We start from the raw sequence: 26,287 nt of genomic DNA, 5'->3' as shown, positions 1-26,287 counted from the left end.
CGCTCATCCTCATCGATCGCCCTCCTCCTACTTCTTCCCCTTCGCTTGTCCTAAAAGCTCCTTATAATCCGATCGCCCGGGATATAGCTTCACCAACTTCTCCAAAGGCTCGATCGCCCCCACCTGATTATTCATCTGCAACCGCACATTTGCCAACCCCTCCAGAGCCGTCTGATTCTGAGGTTCCCGCTGCAAAACCGTTTTATATCCCCGTTCCTGCGCCGCCAGCAAAGACTCCTGAGAAACAGCCACAGGCGCCGGCTTTTGTTGGTGCTGGCTGCTCAAACCGCTGCTGAACAGACTGAAAATACCAAAAATCGCAGAACCACCAAACGAAACCATTGATACTAACGCAAAAATCTGCTTAATTCGATCGCTCCGATGAACCGGACGAGCACTAGATTTTTTTTGTGTACTTTCCATTGCTAACTCTTGGCCTCGCTGTTTTCCCGGTACTCGCAAAGCACCTATCTCTAGATTGCCCAAGTTCGATCGCAAAACGATCGCCCCTCCCAATTTAAAATTTTCGCTAAAACTACTTACACATCAACCGATATTTGTCAAGCAAATTCAACCAATTGTCTGGTTCACAAGCGGGCAGAGCTTGTAACAATTATCCTATAATTTTACAAAGACGCGCCCGGACGCAGTACCGCAAATACTTCGTCCGGGCGACTTCTCCAATGTTGTCAACCCAACACAGGGAGCAATACAATTATGCCAAATAATCCAAACTGGTTGCGTTACGATCCAGATGAAGACAAGTCTCGGCATGGAGTGGCAGACGAAGCTTGTTGCTATGAGATGCAAAGAAAATATGGTTGGAAACTAATTGACATTGAGGAGACTGATATAAATGGTCTAGAAGTCGATTGTGTTTTCCGAGGCAAAACAGAGTTTCCTAAATCATTCTACGACACACAAAGGGAGGACGACGATGCATAAATACATTATTTTCAGAGCCGAACCGAGAACTCCTGGGTGGAAAGATAGAAAACTACAGCACACTCAATCATTGACTCGCATTTTGGCAGAACACTTTGATTCTTCTGACGGCCCAATTCCTGAAGTTGGCTATCGTCCTCCAGAGTTTGTTCGACAAGAAGCAGAACACGATCCAGATAGGCACGGTTACAGCACTCATTACCGCACAGGTGATTGGGAAGTTGCGCGAGTTGAGACTTATACTCCCGATATTCCGATCGGTGAATTTGATATGGTAGTAATCTGCTATTGCCAATATTCCCCTATTGACGCTCCCCTCAAACCCATGCCAGAACGTCAAGTTTCTGTCGATTCCTTTAGAGGAGATAAGGAAGCTTATCAACGTTGGTTAGAGTCTCAAAAAGGCAAAGAATATACTGAAGTTTAGGAGTTCCAGTAGAGGAAACGGCACTGCCGTGTCCCTACCCCGATTCATTGTAGGGACACGGCACTGCCGTGTCCTCTATATCATTCCGGTGCAACCGGAATTGATATTAGACCTCTTGCAAAATAATTTTATGCTATAATTAAGGGTTTGGCTTAAGTGGAGTAGATTGCAGGTTATATCAGCACTTTACAATTATGAGTTAGCTCTCAGGCCTAAAATTCAAAACCTTTAATTGTAACATAGATTTTTTTTGCAAGAGGTCTATTACTATGACAATTCTCCAAACTGCTCTCGATAACGCGCCTGTCATGGTCGTGCTTCCTGTGAGTTGTATATCTATTATAAACTTGTTTTCGGCAACTAAGTAGGTTAATTTAATTAAATGTAAAACTATCTCGTGCTTGAGAGTCCCGACTTATTCAAGAATTAGGGGTTCTGGTATTATCTATTTTTGACAACAAATCCCCATCGATCGCCCTTTTGAATTCCTTAATTGCCTCAACATGACTCGGCATATTAACACACCTGACGAGTAAACCAATATCGAGTTCTGGGAGCAATTGGGAACTTGCAATCTCTTCGTATCCTTGCTCTCTGAGAGCATACAGAGACAGTCGGCTGTTTTCCCAAAACCAGACTTCAAGGATTTGCAGCCGTTTGTAAGCCTCTAGCTTATCAATTCCGCCGCTAGTGACGACAACTTCGATCGCTAAATCTGGACGTTATCTATCAGCACCCAATTCGTAAGACTTGTCTGCTTCACACTTCACCAGTCGCGATTCATTTTCTAAAGGCAGAGACTCCGTAGGGGTGAAATCGATTCCTGCCGCCATCATGTAAGTTTCTACCAACGCACCGATACGTCCCTTGGCTGTTTCGTGTTTTCTTCCAGGCATTTTCTGAATCTCAAGTATCCCCTCTAAAAAAGACAGCCGAATTCCTGGAATATCCAGCATCGGTTCTAAAGTTTTGAATTGTTCCCACGTTAACCCTGGAAATAGTAACGGCCGATCTAATTTCTCTTCTAATGTTATTGCAGTCATGGCGCTCCTTAATTCCCAATCGAAAATCGAAAATCTCAACTCTAAAATCGCTCGCTCTGGCTCCTTGATTCCCAATTATTCAATCTAAAATCTAAAATCTAAAATCTAAAATCGATCGACCTCCCACACCCTCAAATGCCATCAGGATCGATGCCCTGGCTTCTCAAGTATGCCATTAGTCGATCGGCCCTCTGGCGTTCCTCTTCGGCGCGCTGGCGTTCCTCTTCGGCGCGCTGGCGTTCCTCTTCCACCCGTTCGGCACCCCACAGCAGCAAATTCCCATTCTCATCCCACCAGCGCAACCAATAACCCGTTCTCTGAGATTTTTCACCTTCCCAAACCCCCAGAAATAAACCCATTGATTCTATCCAGAATCGCTGATTAGCATCCGGTTCTTGCAGTTCGTATTCTCCCGAATTCGAGAGTCTGTAGACTTCCAATACTCCCGATTTAGGTTCAAAAATTACATAAATCGGCACTTGCAAAATTCGCTCGTAAAACCGCCATTTCCCGTAAGGATATGTCGGTTTATTTGAATATTCACTGCCGTCTGTATCCAATAAAAATTCCATCACTACTGCGGGTACTTCTCCCTCAGCATTGCGCGTATAACTGCGGCGAACTTCTCCTGGTTCTGCTGGCAATACCGAGGGAACGTACACCCAATCAGGGGCTTTTACTACTGTTTTGTCGTTGACTTTGGCACACAGTCCAAAATTGGAAGCTATTAGCATTGAAGCTAGGATAAATCCTGCGATATCCAAGGCTTCTCGCAGGGCGGCGGCTAAAAGTGGTTGGTCGATATTTTCCACAGGATCGTCGGGTAATTTAAAGTCATCTGGCAATTTTTCCCAAGTTACAGTATACTGGGTTTTGGTTTCGGTCAGTTTCGATAAAGTTTGCGTCATTGGTTTTCCTTGTTGAGATTGAAAGAGTTTTTTGTTAATAGGATTTAGACAATAACTTTAAGGCGCGGGTGCGGACTGGGCACCTTACTAACTGTAGGTGCGGACTGGGCACCTTACCCCTGTTTAACGCAGAGAATGCAGAGTTAAGAAACATAGGAACTCGCAAATCTTGCAATAATTGCGGTTATTCAATGATACCATGTTTTAAGGGGTATTTTCTGGAGCAACTGGTTCTGCTGACCTTGCAGTTTGAGAAGGTATAACAGGCAATTTAGGCTGTTTTTGCAAGCGAAGAAATCCAGGCTCTACTGATGGATTTCTGGCAGTTTTACTCGCATTTACTTTCTCAGAAAGGGGAGCTAATGTTTGAGTCACTTTAACTTGCTGTCGCAGTTGTTCTGTCGAACCCAACAAGCCTCCCAATCCGTTGAACAACCTGCGAATGTTGTTGCGGAAAGCCGGATCTCCCGTCAAATCATCTACGTCGGAAGTAATTTTCTGCACGTTCTGAAATGTAGCTCGTGCGGAATCTAGAGTTTGTTGCAATAATAGCAAAGTGGCGGGATTGTTTACCTGGCTGGATAAATCTCGCAAATTACCAGAAGCTTGGGCAGCATTCGCTGATAAAACTTCTAAATTGTTCAGCAATTGTCCTTGGTTGATTCGATTAATTGTCGGACTCAAACTGCTGACAGCTACCTGCAGTTCCTGACTGCTTTGATTGATGTTATTCAGAGTTGAGACTAAACTGGCGCGGTTGGTTGCTACTAAAGAATTGAGTTGGTTGGCTGTTAATGTAACTTGATTGGCTGCTTGAGTTACTGAATTAGCAGAATTTATCGCAGCGGCCGATACGGCTTTTGTGGAAGTGTCCGCCGTAGCTGCTACTTTAGAAACATCAGTGGCGACTCCTGATATTTCCGCTTTGAGCGATTGATTTAAACTGGTTGCTTCTCCTTTTAATGATTGATTCAAACTGCTGGCTTCCCCCTTTAGCGATTGATTTAAACTGGCTATGTCTGTTTTTACTGATTGACTTAAGCTGCCAAGGTCTCCCCTTACAGATTGATTTAAATTTTTTATTTCTGCTTTGGCAGTTTGAGTTAAACTCGATAAATCTTGAGTTAGTTTAGCTGCACCTTGAGCTGTGTTGGCTGTATTCTCTGCAATGGATTTAATATTGTTGAACAGCGCTGGGTCAGTGTAGAAATTAGCTAGGCGGACTGTGGATCGAATTAGTTCGTCGATACTGACTCCAGCTTGACCTTTTAAGCGCGAATTTTTACAGATAATTTCAGGGGGACAGTCGGCACTAACGGGATTGGCGGTAAGTAACGATTCTGGCAAAATCGAGTTGGGGGTAATGTCGATCGACGATTCGCCAATTAAACCCGATTTATTCGCTTCGATCGTAACATCCCTGGGAATCACTAAAGTACCGGGGGCAATCTCCAGCGTCACGTCTACGCCGTTGGAACCCGGTTTGAGGGCCGTAATTTTACCGACTGCAACCCCGCGATACCTGATGGGCGTGCCTATTTGCATTCCTTGGGCGCTGGCAAATTCTACGGCGAATTTGTAGCTGCGGTTCCCTAGCTGCACGCCCCGCAGCCAGAGCACTAAGCCGCCAAATAAACCGATTCCTACTAAAATTAAGAACCCGACAGAACCTTCTCTTACAGTTCGCGATCGCATATTACCTCCTTTGGCAGTTGGCAGTTGGCAGTTGATAGTTGGCAGTTGATAGTTGGCAGTTGATAGTTGATAGTTGGCAGTTGGCAGTTGATAGTTGGCAGTTGGCAGTTGGCAGTTGGCAGTTGATAGTTGGGAGTTGATAGTTGTTAATTTTTGTCTGATGTGTTGCCTATAGATTTTAGATAGGCGTTTAGCCTGGGCGACAGTTCGTCAATAATTGGCTTGAGTGTTTCTACTTGCGTACTTGTTAGTAGTTGCCTAGTATAAGCCCGTCTCAACCAGTGCTTTGTTTCATATAAAGAACCTCTGGCAATCTTGATAAATCGCCGATGATCCTGATAGCTACCTCGACCATCTCCTTCAGCAATATTAGCACCAATACTATCAGCAGATCGAATAATTTGCTTGCCGACCGTATCTTTTGCTAGTGCGTCCCATTTTATAACAATATTCCAAATTTCATCAGCTAATTTTTCAGCTAATTTATAAACATCTAACTTCTGAAAGTTTGTTTGTGACATATGCTATCTCCCAACAATACAAACAACTGACAACTGCCAACTGACAACTGCCAACTGCCAACTGACTCATAACAATTGACTATCCAATCACTTGAATTGGCCCAGTAACGCTGCCGCTAAAAAATTGTTGAATTAACAAATTATCTGTCGATGCAATGTCATTGACAGTTCCCTCCCACTGCACTTTGCCTTGATAGAGAAACACGATGCGATCGGCAGTGCGGCGGATGGTACTGTCTTGGTGAGTGACGATCGCATAAGTGCTGCAAACACCTTGGGCCGCCTGCAACTCGCGGATTAAATCTTCAATTACCGTCGAAGCGATCGGATCTAAACCCGCCGTCGGTTCGTCGTACAGCAAAACCTCTGGATTATCCCTGTCATTTTCGGGATTCGCCATGATGGCGCGGGCAAAACTTACTCGCTTCCGCATTCCCCCAGACAACTGCGCCGGATAGCGTTCGCCAATTGCCGGCAAACCCACCATCTCCAACTTTTCCTCCACCAATTCCCGAATGCGGCGGCGCGGCAGCTTAGAATGCTGGTACAGTAAAAAACCGACATTCTCCTCCACCGTCAGCGAATCAAACAAAGCCGCTTGCTGAAACACCATCCCAATCCCGATCGGATCTGCCACGTCGTCCACCCATCCGACCCTGCGCTGTCCCTGAACGAAAACCTCCCCGGCATCCGGGGCCAACAAACCCGCAATTATCCGCAAAATCGTAGATTTCCCCGTCCCGGAAGGGCCAATAATTGCCAGGGCTTCTCCCCGATAAATCCTCAGATCGACTCGATCGAGGATCGGGTTCTGGCCGAAGGACTTACTTACCCCTTTGAGTTCGATTAGCGGCTCAGCCATAAGATGTTATCAATAAGTTGTCAGTCCTCAGTCATCAGTCTAGCTAATGACTAATGACTCATGACTAATAACTAATGACTTAAATTGACTGCCAGAATCAAAACTCTCTTGTATTGTAAATTTGTCAGCTCGAGCTGTTCCAATACCCTTAAGACTAATTAACCATGTCAATTAGTTCACTTCCTAAAGCCCTCCGCGTCTTGGCTAAAGCCAAGCAGGTTTTTGCCAGTTCCAGAAATCCTTACCCCCCTTCTTTGCGGAACGGGCGAGTTCACCAGTGGTTTAAGTGGTTAGCCCCCGGGCTGTTAGTGAAACGGTGGCTGCTGATCAGTGCCAGCGGCGTGGTACTTGCCACTTTGGGTTTAGCGATTTGGACTGGGATGACTCCCATTTTCTTCTTATTGCAATTGTTGAGAAATTTTTTGGCGTGGATTGCAGAAGTTGTTCCCAATTACGTGTCGGGCCCGATCGTGATTGCTGGCGGGATTTTGTTAATTCTGTGGGGGCAAACTCGCAGTTTGAACTCTATTACTCAAGTGCTGATGCCGGAAGGGAACGAGGAATTGGTCGATCGACTCCTCAACCACCGCCGCTTGCACCGCGGCCCGAAAATTGTGGCAATTGGGGGCGGTACGGGTCTTTCTAATTTGCTCAGGGGATTGAAGGATTACAGTGCCAAAATCACTGCTATTGTCACGGTGGCGGATGATGGGGGGTCTTCCGGGCGGCTGCGGCGGGAAATTGGGGTATTGCCGCCGGGAGACATTCGCAATTGTTTGGCGGCTTTGGCAGATGAGGAAAAGTTATTGACTGAGTTATTTCAATATCGCTTTCAGGCCGGTGACGGTTTGGTGGGTCACAGTTTTGGGAATTTGTTTTTGACGGCGATGAGCGATATTGCTGGAGATTTGGAACAGGCGATCGCCGCGAGTTCTAAAGTTTTAGCAGTGAGGGGAGAGGTGCTGCCGGCTACTCTGAGCGACGTTTCTTTGTGGGCCGAACTGGCTGACGGCCGGAGGATTGAGGGGGAGTCCAGCATTACAAAAGCTAACGGAAAAATCATCAAAATTGGCTGCACTCCTGCTAATCCTCCGGCGTTGCCCAAGGTGGCCCAAGCACTTCGGGAAGCGGATTTTATCATTATTGGACCGGGGAGTCTTTATACGAGTGTCATTCCGAATTTGTTGGTGCCGGAAATTGCTGATGCGATCGCCAACAGCGAAGTTCCGCGCATTTATGTGTGCAATATTATGACTCAGCCGGGGGAAACAGACGGATACAGTGTTGCAGACCACATTCGGGCGATCGACCGCGCTTGCGGCCGGCCGCTGTTCGATGCTGTAGTAGTTCAAGGAAAAGTCCCTTCTGCAAAGGCTTTGATCCGCTATTCTCAGGAGAATTCTTATCCGGTTGTGCTCGATCGAGAAGCCGTAACGCAATTGGGGCGGCGAGTTGTCATCGCAAATGTCATGGATGAAGATGAAAATACGGGTTTAATTCGCCACAATTCTCAAAGATTGGCGGGGATGTTGCTGCGTTGGTACGGCCGCGCCCAGAACATTTAAGCTGCTGACTGATGACTGTTGACTGTTGACGGTGCAGACTAATGTTATTGGTTATTGGTTATTAGCAGTCGCAAGCGAGTAACAAATAACAAATAACAAATGACTAAGGACTCATGACTAATTATTGAAATGAAAACTTTGCTTCCAGATTCTGAAGCTACGCGCAAGTTGGGCGTGTCATTAGGTCGATCGCTCTCCCCAGGCACTGTAATCTTATTACAAGGAGATTTAGGTGCGGGCAAAACTACCTTGGTTCAAGGCATCGCTGAAGGTTTAGGAATCTCAGACTCGATTGAGAGTCCTACTTTCACCCTGATTAACGAGTATTTTACAGGGCGAATTCCGCTGTATCATCTAGATTTGTATCGACTGGAACCCGCAGAAGCCGAGGCTTTGCACTTAGAAAGTTATTGGGACGGATTAGAAAGGGATTTGGGAATTGTGGCGATCGAATGGGCGGAAAGATTGCAATATAAACCCGAGAATTATTTGCAAATTTCTTTGAGTTATCTAGATAACGGGCGGCAAATTGAAGTAATTGGTAATGGCGACTTATTGGATTGGCAATTGGAAATTTGAGAAAAGGCGATAGAACTTACTGCGGACGGTTGACACGAATCAATTTGCCTCTCAAAGTTTCCTCACCAGCAATAGCATCATTGATGCGTGTTGCCAACCCTTCTACGTTCCTATCTTTGGTACAAACAATAATACCAGCGTGGTCTGGCTGTCGGTTGTGCAGTCCGATGAAATCAAATCGATTTAATGTCAAAACAGCTCTATCTTTGCTTATAGCAAATGCTAGCACCTCTGGATCTGGAATCCCAAGTCCTGCTTTTCCTGCTTCCTGAACAGTCAGGATATTGTGACCAAAAGCGCGCAGCAATTGCACAACTGGCAAAGGAAATTGTTCGTCTGCATACAAATTCAGCATGACTCAGGCTTCCTCATTCTTGCAGATTGCTTCTTCGATTTCCTCCAGATGTGCATCAGCATAAGTCCAAACATTGACTAGATCGGCCGCGCTGAGATGGGGATAAAATTGTAGAAGTTCAGAATCGCTTGAACCTTCACGGCGAAAACTTTCAAGCAGCCAAACTGGGATGCGAGTTTTAGCGATACAAGCATCGCCGCCACACACGTCGGGAGTTTTCGTAATTCCCGGCCAGCTATTGTTCAAACTTTGAGTTAAAAGCCGTAGAACTTCGGCTTTTTCGCTGGGAGTTAAGGCCAGTAGTTGTGTTTCTAGTTCTTTGAGAAGCATGGGTAATATCGCCTTTGCAATAGGAGAATATACAGTTATTTTAGCAAAAATTTTTTGAGTTAGGCTCAAAAATTGTCGCAATTCCAAAGATGGGGCAAGTCGGTATTGCAGATCGAACATACAAATAGGTTTTCTTTGATAATGTTCAGTTGGCGACACGAGGACAGCGGCGAAATACAAACTCTATTGTAAATTTATCGGGCGATCGAACTTACTGCGGACGGTTGACACGAATCAATTTGCCTCTCAAAGTTTCTTCACCAGCAATAGCATCATTGATGCGTGTTGCCAACCTTTCTAGATTTTTATCGTCTGTACACACGATAATACCAGCATGGTTGGGTTGTTGAGCGTGCAAGCGAATGAAATGCCGGCGATTTTGCGTCATAACCGCGCGATCGTTATTCACAGCAAAGGCTAATACTTCGGGGTCATCATCTCCGGCATTTCCGGCCTCTTGAATAGTCAGGGCATCGTGACCTAAATTTCGCAGCAAAGCCACAACAGGAAACGGGAACTGTTCATCTGCATAGAGACGTGCCATAAATTATACTTCCTGCATCATTGCTGCTGCTTCTTCTCGGAGTGCTGTTTCAATTTCTTCGGAGTTAGCCTCAGCATAAGTCCAGACATTTACTAAGTTTGCAGCATTCAACTGGGGATAAAATTGTAGAAGTTCAGCATCGCTTGAACCTTGACGGCGCAAACTCACGAACAGCCAAACTGGAAGTCTAGTTTTGGCAATGCAAGCATCGCCGCCACACACGTCAGGAGTTTTGGTAATTCCCGGCCAACTATTGTTTAAACTTTGGGTTAAAAGCCGGATGGCTTCAGCTTTCTCAGTCGGAGTTAAGGCCAGGAGTTGTGTTTCTAGTTCTTGGAGAAGCATGGGTAATATCGCCTTTGCAATAGGAGAATATACAGTTATTTTAGCAAAAGATTTTTGAGTTAGGCTCAAAAATTGTCGCAATTCCAAAGATGGGGCAAGTCGGTATTGCAGACCGAACATACAAATAGGTTTTCTTTGATAATGTTCAGTTGGCGACACGCAGGACAGCGGCGAAATACAAACTCTATTGTAAATTTATCGGGGCGATAGATCGGTATGCGATCGAGAGATTCCGCTACTTGAAACCAAGACTCGGGTTCGGGACAAAAGCCTGTTGATTGATTGGTAATTTCTAGCACTTCCCAGACGCGATTGCCGCTTCCAAAAAATATTTCTCCCGCCGAGAGTACAGGAAATCCGCCCGCACAAGCTATATGTTCTGAGTGGCGATCGGCGATGCAAAGATCGCCTTTTAAATCTACTACAAAAGTGGCTGCGATCGAACTAAAAATATTCGGCTTCCGGCTAGTTTTAGCAATCCATTTCTCTAGCTGACTGACTGAATCAATCCTAGTACCAATAGGAAAGTCAGCAACAGAAAGCCGAATTTCATTCGAGCCTACATATTGGTACAACTTTGCCATTACTGTTATCCTCGATCGGATTTTAACACTTTACCTGTATTCAAGCTGGCTCCGCGTCAAATCTCAAAGCTTCTCCCCTCATATTTGTATCCAATTTACCATTCTCAAACACAACTTTTCCTCCCACAACAGTCACAACTGGCCATCCAGTTAAATTCCATCCTTCAAAGGGACTCCAGCCGCACTTGCTCACCATTTCTTCTCGCACGACTGGTCGATAATTATCCAAATCTACTAATACCAAATCCGCATCAAAACCCGGAGTAATCGACCCTTTGTTCGGAATTTTATAAGCCTTAGCAACTGCCGTTGACATCCAATTAGCAACTTGCGCCACTGTACATCTTCCCTCTACTGCTTGGGTCAGCATCAAAGGCAAAGAAGTTTCGACTCCGGGCATTCCAGACGGCGTATTCGGATAATTTTGAGCTTTTTCTGCTAATGTGTGCGGCGCGTGATCGGTGGCGATAAAATCAATTACGCCATCTAATAAAGCTTGCCAAAGTATTTCGTTATCGCGGGGTTCGCGCAAAGGCGGATTCATCTGAGCTAAACTGCCAATGGTTTCATAAGCGCTGGTATTGAGTAACAAATGTTGCGGCGTTACTTCCGCCGTTACCCAACTCGGTTTTTCTTGCCGCAACAACTCAGCTTCATCTCCCGTGGAAAGGTGCAGAATGTGCAGTCGGCGCTGATATTTATTAGAAAGTTTTAATGCTAGCTGAGTTGCTAATAAAGCTGCTTGATTGTCTTGAATTTGCGAGTGAACGGCAACATCGGAAATCCCGGCAAATTCCTGACGCCTCTGGTTGATTCTAGCTTGGTCTTCGGCGTGCACGGCAATTAGTCGATCGCCCTTGGCAAAAATCTGCTCTAAAGTTGCTTCTCCATCGACCAACAACTGCCCGTGCATCGAACCCATAAACACCTTAATTCCCGGAGTCGGATTCGCATTCAACAAATCCGGCAAATTCTCGGCTGTGGCCCCAATAAAAAAGCCGTAATTCACCAAACACTTCTCAGCAGCGCGGCTTAGTTTATCATCTAAGGCAGCTTGGGTTGTTGTCAGGGGTCGCGTATTCGGCATTTCCAAAAATGAAGTCACGCCACCCTTAGCGCAAGCACAGCTAGCGGTAAACAAGTCTTCCTTGTGTTCTAAACCCGGTTCCCGGAAGTGAACTTGCGGGTCAATGACTCCGGGTAACAGAGTTAAGCCGATCGCATCTATTTCTCGATCGCCCGATGCGGCAATTTCAGGAGCAACCCGAACAATTTTGCCATCGCAGATTTGCACGTCCCCTACCAAAAACTCCCCGTCGGGTAACAAAATGCGAGCGCGGCGGATTAACAAACTTGATGTGGTCGGCATAAGCTATAATTAAATGAGTAATGTGTGTGTGAGCCTGGAAAAATTTTATCCTCAAAATAGGTCTGCTAATAGTAAGAAATATGAATGGGACTTGCGCTCACCAACCCGGTTTATACAAAAAACAAGAGGTTGAGGACGATATATCTATGCAAGAAACCGGGTTTCTTACGGCGCGCGTTTGAGGTAACAGGCAGATGCCTGTGAAGCAACCAATATTTTTTTATGGGTGGGCATTCCTAGCCACTCCTCAAAAGATTGTTCCCACACAAATCGAGGTTTTGCACTCGTCAATTAGCAGGGCCAATGCAAAAACCCACCCTGCCGGCGAAGATTTTGCAGATTTCCTGAAAAAACTCGGAATTAAGTTTATAATTTGTATCCAGCCCAGTCACCTAATACTTATGACTCGTCTAGACAAGTCAGCCGACGAAAAACCCCCGCAAGACACCGAAAATCCTTGGATAGAAGGAATTAAGACGATCGGTTTAGCAGCATTCTTGGCCTTTGGCATCCGCACCCTGGTTGCCGAAGCTCGTTACATTCCCACCGGCTCAATGCTTCCAACCTTACAAATTAACGATCGATTAATTATAGATAAGGTGAGCTATCGATTCCAAGACCCCCACCGAGGAGATATTATCGTATTTATGCCTCCCGATCCGGCTAGTTTGTGCACGGGACAGCCGCCACCGATCAAAGATGCCTATATCAAGCGAGTGATCGGACTTCCAGGGGACAGCGTGGAAGTGAGAGAGGGAAAAGTTTTTATTAACAAGCAGCCGCTACAGGAAAAATATATTGAAGAAATTCCGCAGTATCCCTACGGGCCTGTAGTGGTATCTCAAAATTCTTACTTGGTGCTCGGCGACAACCGCAACGCAAGCTGCGACAGCCATTATTGGGGCTTTGTGCCGAAGCAAAATATCATCGGTAGGGCGATCGTCCGTTTTTGGCCGCTCAACCGCACAGGTTCGATCGACCCCACGCCCCTCTATCCCGCTAAAAATTAGCTACCATTCAAATCATCGGCGGTTGGAAACCGCATCTACACAAACCATGTCCACTCCAAGCGGACTAAGGAATATGGAATTTGAGAGCAATGTGCGATCGATTCTTCAACCCTTGCCTTGCGGGTTTTGTTTGTGTAGACGCGGTTTCAACCGCCGGGGTTTGTGGATCGACCCCACGCCCCTTTATCCCGCTAAAAATTAGCTCTAACGGAAGGAAGAAGGAAGAACCAAGAAGGCCAATTCAATAATAGCAATGATTTGGGTGATTAAGAACATCCTAATCGTCTTGCCGGTTGCTATACAAAACGCGAGGGATATTAGATCCCCGACTTCTTCAAGAAGCCAGGGATCTAAGCTGACTGACTGGAGCAAATCTAAAATCTAAAATCTAAAATCTAAAATCGCCTGACGTTTCGCGATCGAGCACTTTCACAACTTTGTTATACATCTCCTCAGCCTCTTGCTGCGAGTTGCCGATACTCGTCAATCCCAATTTGCCAAATTCCGACAAACAGCCCATTAAATGAAACACACTCCCCGTCTCAGTACCGGTGTCAAAGTGCAGTTGATTGTCAGCAATAATATCCATCAAATCGTTCGGCAACAATCCCCGATAACGCTCTTTTTTCAAATTGTCGGAAGCAACATAATATTTCGGACGGCCCTGCTGACTGTAAAACAATCCCGTAGTACGCTCGTACCGACCGTTTGTTAACAGCTTCAAAGCCATAAACGGATGAGTTGTGCCTCCTTTCCGTAAGTTAATTTCTATTGCTTGAAGATCCCATTTCCCATCGGGTTGCTTTACCGCGAGAAAATCTACTCCAAATCTCTCTAAAGCACCTTTTTTAGCTAAGTTTTGCCCTACTTTCCATCCCAATTCCTGCAACGCTATTCGATAAGATTCGTCCGCCGGAAATCGGCAGCCCAAGAAAATTTGACCGTCTGGGCCTCCTAAAATTTGGTCGTGGGTTGAGAGAATTTCTACTTCGCCGCTGGGGACAATTCTGCCTTGAACGCTGGGCGAGAACTTTTTTTCTCCTTCGATAAATGCTTCGGCAATTGCCCCTAATTCGGGAATGCGGCTGCTAAAATTGTCCCAGGTTTCGCCTCTGGATTGAAAGCGTAAATTCTGGAAGCGATCGCCAATTGCTTTGACTCTTTCTTGAGGCGCTTTATCTGCGATCGGCTTCAAGTCTAAAATTGCATTTCCTTCCCCCGAAAAACCTTCATTTAACTTAATTACCATCCGCTGCAAATGCGGCTGCCTTTCCCACAGCCCGGCCGCAGATTCTGCTAAATCTTCCGCATTCCAAACCAACTCGGAACCGTCAGGACAAGGCACGCCACATTCTTTAAAAATTTGCCTGCTACCGCTTTTTGTTCCCCAGTATAACAGATCGGGATCGCTGGCCCACAAAGGAATCCCCAATTTAACAGATAACTCGCGTTCTAAGGGCGTCGAGTTGTAACAAACCATATAAGATTTTGTCGGTCGCGCTGCTTGACGAATGCGATCCATCAAGCGGGGACGATCTAAAATTTTCTGGGTGAGGGATTTGGCAGAAGCATCGTAAGCACAGAACAGCAAAAGCCGATCGCGCGCGTGAGAAAACGGAATTCCCGGCAACAATTGCAGGTAATAATCCACAATCATCGGGTGCAAGGGCTCGGAGGTAATGTAAATTAAGCGCGTGCGGGGATTTCGCAGGCGAATCAATGAAAATAAATGCCGCTCTTCATAGTGGTAAGCCCCCTCAATTTTCAGCATTTCTTGCTGATCTAAGCTGAGAGAAGGAATGACGATAATGTCACAATCTCCGCTGTCGAATTCTTCGATCGCTCCCCAACGTTCGCGTAATTCTGTCTGAAGATTGCGAAATTGCTGTGCGGATTCGGAAGATGAATTATTTAACTCTTGCATTGCGTTTAATCCTAAGTATTCAAATAATTATTGCTGATGATGTCGGGTGTGTCAGCCCCAATACTTGAGACAACTGACACAGTTTTTTTCTGACGCACCTTAACGGGAATATTGACAAAAATGTCCAAATAGTAGGGACACGGCAGTGCCGTGTCCTAATCCCCGCGCCGGACACGGCATTGCCGTGTCCTTACAGCGTACAATCTATCTGTATCACTTTTCTGAACTGCTCTAAGAAGCTCGCCGCACTCGAAAAAGTTTGGCATATTCCAATATAGGCTCTAACCGGCGTTGATTTTGCTTGAGTGCCGATCGCAATTTTTCCGAAGGGCGAAACACCAGGGGAGCCGAATATTTGTTCAGCATCTCGATTTCTGGCGACTGGCTCATCAGGATCAGCCGCACGTCTTTGTCGAGCAAATAACTCAGAGAAAGCAAATCTCCCATGTTCGTAAAATCGTTCCCGCGATCGCTAATGACAATTGTATCTTTAATCGATCGGTTAGCTATCGCCTCTTTGTTAATAGTTTTCGCAACTTCAGCATTAAAATAGCTCAAGTCTTTGCTCCACCAAGTATCAGAAAAAGCGCTGACCGTACAGGATGCTATACTTGCTGTAAATACCAAGGCTAAAATGACTTGCCAAAACCGCTGTTGAGTTTTCACGTTACTTGCTAACAAATAAGCAACTGCTAGCTGCACTCCCGGAAAGCAGGAAATCAGATAGCGGCTGACGGCCGAACGTTTGCCGCCTAAGATTAGATCCGGTAAAGCCAGGATCGAAAAAGGTACAAAAATTGATGTTACAATAAACAGCCAAGTTGAACTGCTAGTCCAGCGGCAGATTTTGTAAATAGCTGCCGCAATTAACAGCAAAAATGGCAATCTCAGCAGATAATTCCCAATATTATCAAACCCGAAGTCCAAGTCAAAAAATAAGGCTGTAAAGCTGAGCGTCCACAATTTGACAAGATACAGCCAACCAGGAGATACTCGCGTCCAATCAGTCGTAGCTGATGCTCGTTCCAGGTTGGTTGCCAGCACGTAAATCCACGGGAAATACAATATTAAAGCTGCTATTACTGCTAGAAAAAATTGGGAATTAGTGACGTGACCTTCCAATTCTCTTTTTTTGACAAACAACCAGTAAGCAATTATAAAAACTCCGTGTCCGATGAGAGTTAAACTGAAGAAAGGGTGAGTGTAGAAACCAAGGGCGATCGCCAGCGAGTAACACGCCCAGTTTTGCCAACCCTGCAACCGCACAGCTCTCAGCAGCAGCCAACTGCTGCCAATAACTGCGGCTGTCAGCAAACTGTACTGCCTTGCTGTCTGAGCAAACAAGATATCAAAGGGAGATAAAGCCAAAAGTGCTGTTGCTAATAACGCCGCCAAATTCGAGGCAAAAAGTTCCTGAGCTAAAGCGTACATCAAAGGCAGCGACAGCAAACTCAATAGTGCGGGCAAAGTGCGGGATGCTGTTAGAGAACTGCCAAATTGCTGCATCCACCAACGAGCCATGAGAAAGTATAAAGGCGGATGCTGCGGGTCTTCCAGTGCTAAAGAACGAATTGTGTCTGCTTCTGTACTTCCCGGTTTAATCCGCTGATATTTTTGCAATTCGGGTGCGGGAACAATCCGGTTTTGGAATAGTTCGTCGTCGATTTCTTGGCGGGTGAAACCAGCGGCGCGGATTGATGTGTAAGCTTCGTCGTGCCAGTAAAGTTTGCGATCGATCTCAAAAAACCGAAATCCGATACCTAGTAAAATGCCGATCGCCAATAAGCTCATCAGCCAGCGGGAATTTTTGGTATTAACAGATGTGTCTTGAGGTGTTGTAGATCCCATGCTTGTCCTAATTGTGGCGATTACTTGTTACCAGGCTCTGCCTGGTAACACAGATCCGGAGGCTCTGCCTCCAATTTTAATGTAAGCTTTTCGAGGCAGAGCCTCTGGACATCGGTTCCCAGACAGAGCCTGGGAACCAGTTAAAATTGGGATGCTCCCTTCTACATCTTGGGCATTCTGAAGCCTGGAGCAGGCTGAACCACCCCAAAATCAAGAATCTTCAGCCAGATCCTCCCAGAACCTCCAGAGCCCAAAAATAACTGCTAACATACGTGTTGTACAGTTAATCAACAAGCTCCGCAAGGGGTCTACCCGCGTACCGCAAATGGCAAAAAAAGAAGCGTCTATAAAAACTTCCACTGAAAACTCAGAAAAGCAAAAAGCTCTAACTTCCGTACTCTCCCAAATCGAGCGCAGCTTTGGCAAAGGGGCGATCGTCCGATTGGGAGACTCCACTCGCATGAGGGTAGAAACCATTCCCACCGGAGCCCTGACACTGGACATTGCTTTGGGCGGCGGTTTGCCAAAAGGTCGAGTTATTGAAATTTACGGCCCGGAAAGTTCCGGTAAAACCACTCTAGCCCTCCACGCGATCGCCGAAGTCCAAAAATCCGGCGGTATCGCAGCCTTCGTCGATGCCGAACACGCCCTCGATCCCACCTACGCCTCAGCTTTAGGCGTCGATATTGAAAATCTCTTAGTTTCCCAGCCGGATACCGGCGAAATGGCCCTGGAAATTGTCGATCAACTCGTGCGTTCCGTCGCCGTCGATATCGTAGTCATCGACTCCGTAGCCGCCCTCGTCCCCCGCGCCGAAATTGAAGGCGACATGGGCGACTCTCACATGGGTTTGCAAGCCCGATTGATGAGTCAAGCTTTGCGGAAAATCACCGGCAACATCGGCAAATCCGGCTGTACCGTCATTTTCCTCAACCAACTGCGGCAGAAAATCGGCATAACTTACGGCAACCCCGAAACCACAACCGGCGGCAACGCACTCAAATTCTACGCCAGCGTGCGGCTCGATATTCGCCGCATTCAAAGCTTGAAAAAAGGTACAGAAGAATACGGCAACCGCACGAAAGTTAAAGTTGCTAAAAATAAAGTTGCTCCGCCTTTCCGCATTGCCGAATTTGACATTGTATTTGGCAAAGGCATTTCTACTTTAGGCTGTCTGACTGACTTGGCAGACGAAATGGGAGTAATTCTGAAAAAAGGTTCTTGGTATAGCTACAACGGAGAGAACATAGCTCAAGGACGAGACAAAGTGATCCAGCACATGGAGAAAAACATCGATTTCAAAAATGAAATTGAGGAGCTAGTTAAAAAGAAACTTGAGACTGGTGCTCTGGTTTCTGCTAATTCTGTCGCTCCTATTGAGGTAGATGATGTAGATGATGTAGATGATGTAGATGAGGTAGATGAGGTAGAAGATTTGGACGAAGAAATCTAAGTTTTTTAGTCCTCAATTATTACTCGTTTACTGGTTGTTTACTCGTTACTTTCGTTCTTTGCGAAAGTAATATCAATTCCGGCTGCACCGGAATGATATAGAGGACACGGCTTGGCCTTAGTCCCTACCACGATCGATTGTAGGGACTAAGGCCAAGCCGTGTCCTCCGTTTGTTTATATCATTCCGATGCTAACGGAATTGATATAAACCAGTAACACAGCCATAAAACCAGTAAATTGACCGGACACGATATGAGATCGGGATTGCCGAATATATTGCGGATTGCTATACTTGTACAGTAAGTAGTACAAGTGTGAAGTACATGAATATTGTTTCTTTTAGCGAAGCGAGAAATAACCTCAAGGCTGTTTTAGACAGAGTAGTGGAAGATACGGACTATACCATCATCACTAGACGGGATGCGGAGGATGCCGTGGTGATGTCGCTAGAGTTCTTTAATAGTTTGCTGGAAACAGTTCATTTACTCAAATCTCCCGCCAATGCTGCCCATTTGGAGCGTTCTATTGCTCAGTTTAAGCAGGGGAAAGTGGTGGAGCGAAATTTGTTGGATGACTAGAAAGTTAGCATGGACGGATGAGGCTTGGGGCGATTATTTATATTGGCAAGGGCAAGACAAGAAAACGTTAAAACGAATTAACAAGCTAATTGAGGCAACAATCCGATTGCCGTTTGAGGGGATCGGAAAGCCAGAACCACTGAGGGAGAATCTGGCTGGTTTTTGGTCGCGGCGAATTGATGATACGAATCGATTAGTTTATGCTGTGGATGACGAGTATCTAACGATTATCTCTTGTCGATACCACTATTCTGATTGACATCCTCCTTTGCAGGCTGTAGCTATGGTGCGACGTTTTTGTTTAACAGGAAAGTCGGCGATTCTTTGAGCACTTTAATTTTAATTTTATGACGATAGCGAGTTTCTATTTAACGGGCGAGCGTAACTTTTGTCACGCTATGTAAGTTTTGCAGGATAAACAGGGATGAGAGGGTACTCCTTTGCATGGCAATTGTTATGCAGCGATGGATTGTTTAGTAGTGAAACCACAAAATAACGCGGACTTCTTTGGGATTTCCTAGCTTCAATAACTCTTCAATCAAGCACTCTACGCAACCACATAATCTGGATAAGTGTCCACCCATGAAACCTCAGTTGTATTGTCTTTTTTATACTTATAAACAGGTTCATTATTGGGCAAATCTTAACCCGGATTTAGTATTACCCGGCTTTTACTTCACCCTACTTCAGATCCCTTCAATTCTCTTCAGTTGCGATCGCCCGCCTCGCCGCTTTTGCACTCTGCAACTTGTAACTCATTGCAGGTGCTAATAATTAGCAGCAGAATAAATTTACATACGTAAGTAAAGGAGTTCCAATCACCGCTAAATATTGTGGATTTTACGGGTACTTCCCGGTGGGTCAAGTTGCGGTAACTAACACTCTTTTGATTTTGGCAACTGGCAGATTTCACCTCTGAGGCTGTTTGTAAAGAAATGTAAAAGCTCCTGAAAGCCAATTGCTGTGACAGAAAGTACGATTTCTAAGCTGAGTCCGTAAAAAAAATCGTATTGATTCAGCGAAAAATGAACTTGAAAAACACGAATTAAATTTGCTAGAAACTTAAATCATTGTTGGAGGGAGAAGAAATCATGGCAGACGGTCAATTAGAAGTTATATTAAAGATGGCTCAAACAATTAATCCTCAAATTGAGAGCGATCGACATTTTGAAATAGACTTGGCAAAATTGCGCCAACTGCCAGCAGGAACATTAGGGTGCGAAGTGGCGCGATTTCTAGACGAACAAGGCTTTGAGCCGATCGCATCGGGAGACTGGATTCAGCGAAACCACGACGTTTGGCACGTGCTGACCGGTCTTTCAGCTTCAACAGAAGATGAATTTGTACTTCAAGCGTTTACTCGCGCTCAAGTATTTCGCCCTTCCTGTGCGATTTTAGTGTTAGTTGGACTGATCGGTGGCAAATGCGCGATCGGACAAATTATCAAAGGCTTAAAACACGGAAAACTAGCCAGTCGGCTAATAGACTGGGATGTTGCATCTGATTGGGAAACTCCTTTATCTGAAGTTCGACAAAAACTCGGAATTCAACCCTTAATTGATTAGATTTTAACTCGTTACCTCATTGCAAAAGTATGCAAAGCACAAGTGACAAACCGGAAATTAGCCTGAGTCCACGGGAAAGAGCGATCGCGCAATTAGTAGCCCAAGGCCTGCCAAACAAATGTATTGCCAAAAATTTAAATATCAGTCACTGGACGGTTGCTACTTACGTGAGGCGGATTTTTATCAAACTCGGTGTTTGTTCCAGAACTGCCATGATTGCACTGCTGATCCAAGAAAATTTGCTCTGGGACTAATAAATAATACCAATTCTCGCCTCCAGAAAGCAACAATAATGAGTGTGGGTTTGTTTGCTGAAATATTGTGTAAGGTGCGTCGCTCAAAGATTGTGGATATTATTTAAGATTTAAGGGTGGCGACGCACCATACAGATACTGTTGCATGAGTTTTGAGAATTAGTATAAGTAGGGTGCGTCAGCTAGGATTATTTTCGTTACAAACCAACAATCTCGCAACTGACGCACCTTGCAAAAATCGGTGCGTCAGAAAGATACTTTCTGTGCAAATTGAGAATCTCAAATCTGACGCACCCTACAACTAATAAATAAGTAGGGTGCGTCAGATATTAAGAACGGGCAAGATGCCCGTTCCACAAAAATTCAATGTTCTTGTGGAACGGGAATCTTGCCCGTTCTTATTTGCAAGCGTTAATTTTTTTCTATGCCAAAGCCAAAGAAGGAGAAGAAGTTCTCAGAAAACTCAGCAATTCTCGATTCACCGTTTGCGGCGCTTCCTGCTGAATCCAGTGACCGCAGTTAGGAACTAATTTCAACTTAAACGGAGCCGTAATTAACCGGTCTAAACCTTCTACAAGTTTGTGGCTCAAAAACGCATCTTCTTCTCCCCAAAGCACCAAAGTAGGAACTGTCACGGGTTCTAATTTCTGTCCCCAATTCCAAAGCCGCTGCGGGTGAAACATCTGCTGGTAATAATTCATCGCCGCCGCTAACACTCCCGGCTTTTCTAAAGCGGTCTGATAAATCTTAGTTTCTTCAGCGCTAAAAGCTCCTTTGCGAACAGCTTGTCCTTGAAAAACATTTTTCACAAAATCTTTTAAGTTTTGCCGGATCAACCATTCGGGAATGCCGGGAACCTGAAAAGCCAAAACGTACCAACTGCGGCGGATTTGATCTAAATTGCTCGCCATTTCCTGCACGAATCGCTGCGGGTGCGGAGCGTTTAAAATTGCCAAACGATTGAGCTTTTCGGGGAATTTTTGAGCTAAATTCCACGCGATCGCACCTCCGCAATCGTGACCGACAACGTGAGCTTTTGTATAGCCGAGCCGATCGATCAAACCGCGAATATCGGCGCTCAGCGTATCTAAATCGTAGCCGCTGGCCGGCTTGTCGGAATCGTTGTAGCCCCGCAAATCCGGCACCACAACCTTGAAATGACGCGCTAAGGCAGGGATTTGATGGCGCCAAGAGTACCAAAACTCTGGAAACCCGTGCAGGAGCAGAACGAGCTCCCCTTCTCCTTGAGAAACGCAGTGCAGCCGGATGTCATTGGTTTCGACAAAGATGTGTTGCTGTTCGGAATCGAAAGAATTCATAGTTGGAAAGTTAGACTTATTTAGGGGAAGTACAGAACCCGCCGACTGGTAGCAGGCTGAAACGGCCCAATGGTTTTAATGTTTCTGCTTTTATTGTAGCTGCTTTTCGAGTCCCGCCGCTGCAATCTAATTAAACTTAAAACTTGTAGGGTTTTTCGGTGTCCTGTTTTTTAGGTGTAATTACTAATCTTAACTTTTTCACCTTAAATCTGTTGTTTTAACAGCGGCGCAGGCGGTTTAATAATAGCACAATTTCGTCAGTTGCCGAACGCATTTTTGCAGCCGATAGGTCAGATTGATTGACGATAATGCTAAACACCAGCGGCTCGTAATTCGGAACTTCGATATATCCCGACAGCGCCGAAACTCCGCTCAAAGTTCCTGTTTTTGCTTGCAAAATTACGCGGTTTGGTGTAATGTTTAAGCGATTTTTCAAAGTGCCGCTCTCGCCCGCGATCGGCAGTGACTGGCGGTAAATAGATGCAGCAGGTGAATTAGCCATAAACCTCAAAGTTTGCACCAAGGCTTCTGGACTAATTAAATTGTGGCGGGAAAGTCCCGAACCGTCGGCTAAGATGTAGCTGTTTGGATTTACTCCTAATTGAGTTAAAGCTGTTTTTAACTCCTTCAAACCGATTTCACCTGTATCCTCTTGTGGCACAGGCATCTTGCCTGTGAGTGTTTGCGGCAGGGGCATTTTGTCTGTAACTTTTCCCAGCAACCTCAATAAAACTTCTGCATAAAGATTGTTGCTTTCCCGATTAGTTTCTTTCACCAATTCCGCCATCGCCGGCGATTCAACAGTCGCTAATTCTTGATGAAAATTCCCAGAAGCAGATGCAACGAAAGCCTGTTTAACAGGAATTCCCTCCGCCGCCAGAACTTGCTGAAAATGCTGCAAAAAATTATTAGCGGGGTTGACAACGGCGACATAAGCTGGTTCTGATTCTGCACCAACTTTCAACTGTCCGCTAACTCGAATTGCAGGTCGATCGAACTCCCGGCCAACTTCAATAAACTCAGATTCGTTTTGGGCGACTGTTACTGAATTGTTCTGAATTTGCCACTGATTTGCCAGCTTTGGTTCGGCAAAAGTAACTTTCAGAGGTTGCCCGATCGCCTGCGGGGACAAGAGAAGTTCGATCGCGTTTTGATTGAAAATTAAACTGTTAATCGGCGCACCGTAGCCAGCTTGCGCGTCTTCCCATTCCCAATTCGGATTGACTGCACTGCCTTGAAAATAACTGTCATCGCCAATCAACTGGTTAATTTGACTGATTCCCCGCTGTTTCAACTGCTGCGCCAAGGATTTCAACTGAGGCTCAGCAATGCTCGGATCTCCCCTGCCGGCAACGAACAAACTCCCATTTTCGCCGCTGTAAACCGATGTCTTAATCCGAAAATCGGCACCGAGTTTCTGCAAAGCAGCGGCTGTGGTTAGCAGCTTGACATTTGATGCTGGAATAAAATATTTTTGGGCGTCGCGGCTGTAGAGAGTAGCAGTAGAAGATAGAGGTTGAATCAAAATGCCCCAGCGCGATCGGCTAAATTCGGGACGGTTGGCGATCGCATCTACTTGTGCCCCCAATTCCCCAGGACAAATATCCCCAGCAACAGTAGGCGTTTGAGCCGCAACCGCCGACGGACGCCCCAGAATTAGGACTAACAAACTAAGCGCAATTCCTTTGATTTTCAAAGTGCAATTTCCACAACAATAACTATTCAAATTAACCCTTGTAGGGACACGGCAATGCCGTGTCCCTACGGGGATCGCTCGGTGTACTTCATAAACTTGCAATCTGCTGTAATAACTATTCAAATTAGATGCGCGAGAGCTGGGAATTGGCACTTCCATCAAGTCAAAACTAATAATAATAACGCATATGAATTCTCGGATTGAACAGCGCCTCTACAGGTTTTCCCTCTTTGAGGTGTTCTTCCACAATCAACGGCACATCACTCGGTTTAACTCGACAATACCAAATTTCGTCTGGGGTAACTCGCACAGTCGGGCCAGTGTTGCACTGTCCCTGACAGCTACTGGCCTCAACTGTTACCCCTGCAAGTTGTTGAGCTTCAAAAGCCGCTAGCACTGCTGCTGAACCGTTTTTCAGGCAAGATTGATACTGGCAAACCAATACACAGCGAGCTTCTGGTTGGGAGTCTGGTTCTGAGGTTGGAGATTCTGGCATTGGTAAGGATTTATCGGCTCTTTAATATATCTTAACAATCTTGTCAGGCCGATCGCCCGCCGGAGTCCGACAAACGGCAGAATTTCACACAGGCGATCGAAAAAAACAGCAAAAATTCTGGCCCTCAAAATTTTTCCTTCCTTCTACCTTCTAACGAATCTCTTCAGCAGAGCTGCCTTTCTTCAGTCTGTGCCGCGCTTTCCCTATATGATCGGAGTTGGAGCAACAACTCAATCAACCGCCAATCATGCCAAAAACAGTAGCCGATGTAATGAGCCGCGAGCCGATTTTGGCGCGACCCGAAATGCCCTTGAACGAAGCGATTAAAATTTTAGCCGATCGACGCATTAGCGGTCTTCCCGTCGTAGATGAGAATGACTTGTTGGTAGGAGTCATCTCCGAAACCGACTTGATGTGGCGCGAAACCGGCGTAACTCCGCCCGCTTACATCATGGTGCTCGACAGCGTGATTTATTTGGAAAATCCATCTCGTTACGAGCGAGACCTCCACAAGGCTTTAGGACAAACAGTAGGAGAAGCGATGAGTACAGAGCCAGTTACCATCGAGCCCGACAAATCTGTCCAAGAAGCAGCAAAACTGATGCACGATCGCAGCATCCACCGATTGCCGGTGGTCGATACTGCGGGCAAAGTAATCGGCATCCTCACTAGGGGAGATATTATCCGATCGATGGCTGCGGAATCTTAATTAACTTTTGCAGTTCCAGGACTGTATCAGAAAATGAGTCGTGAAGCGAAGCTATCCCGTAGGGAATCGCTCTTTCAATCTCGCTCACTTTTGGCAATTACCAATTACCAAATCTAAAATCTAAAATCTAAAATCTAAAATCCGATGAGCATTACCCCTGAGTCTGTCGAACAATTGCTAAATTCCGAGGATTTTGGCGATCGGCTGCGAGCAATCAACCAACTGCGGCAACTAGAACCCGCGATCGCTTATAAACTGATTCAAAGTGCGATCGGCGACAAAAACGTCCGCGTTCGCTACGCAGCAGTCAGCCAGATATCAACCCTCGGCACGCAGAATCTGCCGAATGCTTTAGAGGTACTGCTCCACAGCCTGCACAACGACCCCGAACCCGACGTGCAAGCAGCAGCAGCCGATGCTTTGGGCGCCTTGAAATTAACCGATGCTTTAGAAGATTTGGAGCAAGTTTACAGCAGTACATCAGAATGGCTGGTGCAACTGAGCATCATTGCTGCTTTGGGAGAAATGGGAGATCCGAAAGCCTTTCCGATGTTAGAAAATGCCCTGACTTCTGACAACGAATTGATCCAAACCATTGCCATCAGCGCATTAGGTGAATTGGGAGATCGGCGGGCGCTGTCGCTGCTGCTTCCCTACGCTTCCAATGCAGATTGGCAGATCCGTTACCGAGTCGCCCAAGCTCTCGGGCGGCTGGGCGGTACAGAAGCAGAGGCGGCTTTGGAAATTCTCGCCAAAGATGAGGTTGAACAAGTTGCTCAGGAGGCTAAAGTCGCACAAGAAAATAGTTTGAAATCTTGAGATTGCTTTGGCGATCGCGAACAAGCCTGCGCGGTTGTGAATTTTGAATTCATTTAGAATTTTTTGTGCGGATTCTAGTAACAACTCCGTTCGCGATCGCACACAAAATTCAGAAACCCGGTTTCTTCCTATATTTCTCGTGACAGTCGGCAAAACTCGTAGAAACCGGGTTTCTAGCCAGCCAGCAGGCTGGCTGGCTAGAAACGTAAACCTTACTCATCAGGCAAAATCTAAAATCTAAAATCTAAAATCTAAAATTGTATTGATGTCACGGGCGATTCCCTACGGGATAGCTTCGCTTCACGCGAATTCCCTGTAAACTCTCCTCAAAGTCGATCGCACTTTTCCCTTTCCCAACCAGAGCCGGGCTCTTGACATCCACACTTTGACAACAGCTATAATCAAAATAGATAAAGCAGTGGCAGGGATTAACACAATTATTGAATTGTACCCAACCAGCTAGCGATCGGGGCTGGAAGCTGTAACGTAATTCTTGGACAGAGTTACCCATTGATAGAACTTTTGGGTAACTCTCTAGCGAGTC

At 45.8% G+C, this 26,287-nt stretch carries 32 protein-coding genes; 12 read left to right on the top strand and 20 right to left on the bottom strand.

All coding sequences use genetic code 11. The features are described 5' to 3' along the window. Positions 1–27: 27 nt before the first annotated feature. Positions 28–498, bottom strand: coding sequence for a tetratricopeptide repeat protein (locus tag QUA56_RS11180; protein ID WP_333357160.1), 471 nt, complete (start codon positions 496–498; stop codon positions 28–30). Between the two features lie 219 nt (positions 499–717). Here QUA56_RS11180 and QUA56_RS11175 point away from each other — a divergent pair, with 219 nt between their 5' ends. Both QUA56_RS11175 and QUA56_RS11170 read left to right on the top strand, forming a co-directional pair. Next, positions 718–945 carry a hypothetical protein gene (locus tag QUA56_RS11175; protein ID WP_333357157.1) on the top strand — a complete coding sequence of 76 codons (228 nt, stop codon included), beginning with the start codon at positions 718–720 and terminating at the stop codon, positions 943–945. Then, positions 938–1,372: a hypothetical protein gene (locus QUA56_RS11170; protein ID WP_333357154.1), complete on the top strand. Its 435-nt coding sequence runs from the start codon at positions 938–940 to the stop codon at positions 1,370–1,372. Before QUA56_RS11175 ends, QUA56_RS11170 begins: the two co-directional genes overlap by 8 nt. 419 nt (positions 1,373–1,791) lie before the next feature. On the opposite strand, the gene QUA56_RS11165 is transcribed toward QUA56_RS11170, so the two are convergent. The 6 genes from QUA56_RS11165 to QUA56_RS11140 form a co-directional block, all read right to left on the bottom strand. Then, a complete protein-coding gene (locus QUA56_RS11165; RefSeq protein ID WP_333357400.1) occupies positions 1,792–2,079 on the bottom strand; it encodes a hypothetical protein in 288 nt (95 codons plus the stop codon). A gap of 15 nt (positions 2,080–2,094) precedes the next feature. Continuing rightward, on the bottom strand, positions 2,095–2,415 hold the full coding sequence (locus QUA56_RS11160) for a Uma2 family endonuclease (protein WP_333357151.1): 321 nt from the start codon (positions 2,413–2,415) through the stop codon (positions 2,095–2,097). Between the two features lie 131 nt (positions 2,416–2,546). Continuing rightward, entirely contained in the window at positions 2,547–3,323 is a 777-nt protein-coding gene (locus QUA56_RS11155) for a Uma2 family endonuclease (RefSeq protein WP_333357148.1), read from the bottom strand. Positions 3,324–3,527: 204 nt separating this feature from the next. Then, positions 3,528–5,018 (bottom strand): MlaD family protein, encoded by a 1,491-nt coding sequence (locus QUA56_RS11150; RefSeq protein ID WP_333357145.1) that lies wholly within the window; start codon positions 5,016–5,018, stop codon positions 3,528–3,530. Between the two features lie 146 nt (positions 5,019–5,164). After that, positions 5,165–5,539: a four helix bundle protein gene (locus QUA56_RS11145; RefSeq protein WP_333107743.1), complete on the bottom strand. Its 375-nt coding sequence runs from the start codon at positions 5,537–5,539 to the stop codon at positions 5,165–5,167. A 79-nt stretch (positions 5,540–5,618) separates the two neighbouring features. Beyond that, entirely contained in the window at positions 5,619–6,401 is a 783-nt protein-coding gene (locus tag QUA56_RS11140; RefSeq protein ID WP_333357142.1) for an ATP-binding cassette domain-containing protein, read from the bottom strand. Between the two features lie 164 nt (positions 6,402–6,565). On the opposite strand from QUA56_RS11140, the gene QUA56_RS11135 reads away from it, so the two are divergent. Both QUA56_RS11135 and tsaE read left to right on the top strand, forming a co-directional pair. Further along, positions 6,566–7,966, top strand: a complete 1,401-nt coding sequence (locus tag QUA56_RS11135; protein ID WP_333357139.1) for a gluconeogenesis factor YvcK family protein — start codon at positions 6,566–6,568, stop codon at positions 7,964–7,966. Between the two features lie 129 nt (positions 7,967–8,095). After that, entirely contained in the window at positions 8,096–8,545 is a 450-nt protein-coding gene (gene tsaE, locus QUA56_RS11130) for a tRNA (adenosine(37)-N6)-threonylcarbamoyltransferase complex ATPase subunit type 1 TsaE (protein ID WP_333357137.1), read from the top strand. A gap of 16 nt (positions 8,546–8,561) precedes the next feature. Here the strand turns inward: tsaE and QUA56_RS11125 are convergent, their stop codons facing one another. From QUA56_RS11125 to QUA56_RS11100, 6 genes are all read right to left on the bottom strand, one after another. Beyond that, positions 8,562–8,900 (bottom strand): DUF5615 family PIN-like protein, encoded by a 339-nt coding sequence (locus QUA56_RS11125; RefSeq protein ID WP_333357133.1) that lies wholly within the window; start codon positions 8,898–8,900, stop codon positions 8,562–8,564. Positions 8,901–8,903: 3 nt separating this feature from the next. Further along, positions 8,904–9,230, bottom strand: a complete 327-nt coding sequence (locus QUA56_RS11120) for a DUF433 domain-containing protein (protein ID WP_333357396.1) — start codon at positions 9,228–9,230, stop codon at positions 8,904–8,906. Between the two features lie 211 nt (positions 9,231–9,441). After that, positions 9,442–9,774 carry a DUF5615 family PIN-like protein gene (locus tag QUA56_RS11115; protein WP_333289036.1) on the bottom strand — a complete coding sequence of 111 codons (333 nt, stop codon included), beginning with the start codon at positions 9,772–9,774 and terminating at the stop codon, positions 9,442–9,444. A 3-nt stretch (positions 9,775–9,777) separates the two neighbouring features. Further along, positions 9,778–10,119: a DUF433 domain-containing protein gene (locus QUA56_RS11110; protein ID WP_015174644.1), complete on the bottom strand. Its 342-nt coding sequence runs from the start codon at positions 10,117–10,119 to the stop codon at positions 9,778–9,780. 65 nt (positions 10,120–10,184) lie between these two features. Next, entirely contained in the window at positions 10,185–10,703 is a 519-nt protein-coding gene (locus tag QUA56_RS11105) for a hypothetical protein (protein ID WP_333357130.1), read from the bottom strand. A gap of 40 nt (positions 10,704–10,743) precedes the next feature. Continuing rightward, a complete protein-coding gene (locus QUA56_RS11100) occupies positions 10,744–12,072 on the bottom strand; it encodes a dihydroorotase (protein ID WP_333357128.1) in 1,329 nt (442 codons plus the stop codon). Between the two features lie 401 nt (positions 12,073–12,473). Here QUA56_RS11100 and lepB point away from each other — a divergent pair, with 401 nt between their 5' ends. Further along, a complete protein-coding gene (gene lepB / locus QUA56_RS11095; RefSeq protein ID WP_333357125.1) occupies positions 12,474–13,082 on the top strand; it encodes a signal peptidase I in 609 nt (202 codons plus the stop codon). Positions 13,083–13,470: 388 nt separating this feature from the next. Here the strand turns inward: lepB and QUA56_RS11090 are convergent, their stop codons facing one another. Together QUA56_RS11090 and QUA56_RS11085 are read right to left on the bottom strand one after the other, a co-directional pair. After that, on the bottom strand, positions 13,471–15,006 hold the full coding sequence (locus tag QUA56_RS11090) for a peptide ligase PGM1-related protein (protein WP_333357122.1): 1,536 nt from the start codon (positions 15,004–15,006) through the stop codon (positions 13,471–13,473). Positions 15,007–15,237: 231 nt separating this feature from the next. Then, on the bottom strand, positions 15,238–16,854 hold the full coding sequence (locus tag QUA56_RS11085; RefSeq protein WP_333357119.1) for a glycosyltransferase family 39 protein: 1,617 nt from the start codon (positions 16,852–16,854) through the stop codon (positions 15,238–15,240). Positions 16,855–17,179: 325 nt separating this feature from the next. On the opposite strand from QUA56_RS11085, the gene recA reads away from it, so the two are divergent. The 3 genes from recA to QUA56_RS11070 all read left to right on the top strand — a co-directional run bounded on the left by recA (position 17,180) and on the right by QUA56_RS11070 (position 19,144). Then, positions 17,180–18,307, top strand: coding sequence for a recombinase RecA (recA, locus tag QUA56_RS11080; protein ID WP_333357116.1), 1,128 nt, complete (start codon positions 17,180–17,182; stop codon positions 18,305–18,307). Between the two features lie 323 nt (positions 18,308–18,630). Beyond that, positions 18,631–18,885 carry a type II toxin-antitoxin system Phd/YefM family antitoxin gene (locus QUA56_RS11075; protein WP_242720579.1) on the top strand — a complete coding sequence of 85 codons (255 nt, stop codon included), beginning with the start codon at positions 18,631–18,633 and terminating at the stop codon, positions 18,883–18,885. Beyond that, a complete protein-coding gene (locus QUA56_RS11070; protein ID WP_333242316.1) occupies positions 18,878–19,144 on the top strand; it encodes a Txe/YoeB family addiction module toxin in 267 nt (88 codons plus the stop codon). Before QUA56_RS11075 ends, QUA56_RS11070 begins: the two co-directional genes overlap by 8 nt. A 447-nt stretch (positions 19,145–19,591) precedes the next feature. Here the strand turns inward: QUA56_RS11070 and QUA56_RS11065 are convergent, their stop codons facing one another. After that, entirely contained in the window at positions 19,592–19,798 is a 207-nt protein-coding gene (locus QUA56_RS11065) for a hypothetical protein (RefSeq protein ID WP_333357113.1), read from the bottom strand. A 178-nt stretch (positions 19,799–19,976) separates the two neighbouring features. Between QUA56_RS11065 and QUA56_RS11060 the strand changes: the two genes are divergently transcribed. Both QUA56_RS11060 and QUA56_RS11055 read left to right on the top strand, forming a co-directional pair. Continuing rightward, positions 19,977–20,450, top strand: coding sequence for a Coq4 family protein (locus QUA56_RS11060; RefSeq protein WP_333357110.1), 474 nt, complete (start codon positions 19,977–19,979; stop codon positions 20,448–20,450). A 29-nt stretch (positions 20,451–20,479) separates the two neighbouring features. Beyond that, positions 20,480–20,704 carry a response regulator transcription factor gene (locus QUA56_RS11055; protein WP_172191715.1) on the top strand — a complete coding sequence of 75 codons (225 nt, stop codon included), beginning with the start codon at positions 20,480–20,482 and terminating at the stop codon, positions 20,702–20,704. A gap of 422 nt (positions 20,705–21,126) precedes the next feature. Here the strand turns inward: QUA56_RS11055 and QUA56_RS11050 are convergent, their stop codons facing one another. The 3 genes from QUA56_RS11050 to QUA56_RS11040 form a co-directional block, all read right to left on the bottom strand. Beyond that, positions 21,127–22,023: an alpha/beta hydrolase gene (locus QUA56_RS11050; protein ID WP_333357107.1), complete on the bottom strand. Its 897-nt coding sequence runs from the start codon at positions 22,021–22,023 to the stop codon at positions 21,127–21,129. Between the two features lie 217 nt (positions 22,024–22,240). Beyond that, a complete protein-coding gene (gene dacB, locus QUA56_RS11045; protein ID WP_445242899.1) occupies positions 22,241–23,713 on the bottom strand; it encodes a D-alanyl-D-alanine carboxypeptidase/D-alanyl-D-alanine endopeptidase in 1,473 nt (490 codons plus the stop codon). Positions 23,714–23,888: 175 nt separating this feature from the next. Next, entirely contained in the window at positions 23,889–24,215 is a 327-nt protein-coding gene (locus QUA56_RS11040; RefSeq protein ID WP_333357102.1) for a (2Fe-2S) ferredoxin domain-containing protein, read from the bottom strand. 247 nt (positions 24,216–24,462) lie between these two features. Between QUA56_RS11040 and QUA56_RS11035 the strand changes: the two genes are divergently transcribed. Both QUA56_RS11035 and nblB read left to right on the top strand, forming a co-directional pair. Then, entirely contained in the window at positions 24,463–24,924 is a 462-nt protein-coding gene (locus tag QUA56_RS11035; RefSeq protein ID WP_333357099.1) for a CBS domain-containing protein, read from the top strand. 144 nt (positions 24,925–25,068) lie between these two features. Continuing rightward, positions 25,069–25,743: a phycobilisome degradation protein NblB gene (nblB, locus tag QUA56_RS11030; protein ID WP_333357096.1), complete on the top strand. Its 675-nt coding sequence runs from the start codon at positions 25,069–25,071 to the stop codon at positions 25,741–25,743. A gap of 268 nt (positions 25,744–26,011) precedes the next feature. Here the strand turns inward: nblB and QUA56_RS11025 are convergent. Beyond that, the coding region (locus QUA56_RS11025) for a hypothetical protein (RefSeq protein ID WP_333357094.1) at positions 26,012–26,287 on the bottom strand (276 nt) is incomplete at its 5' end.

Source organism: Microcoleus sp. N3A4 (genome assembly GCF_036701805.1).
Classification (GTDB): domain Bacteria; phylum Cyanobacteriota; class Cyanobacteriia; order Cyanobacteriales; family Microcoleaceae; genus Microcoleus.
This window is presented reverse-complemented; position numbering and strand designations above follow the sequence as displayed.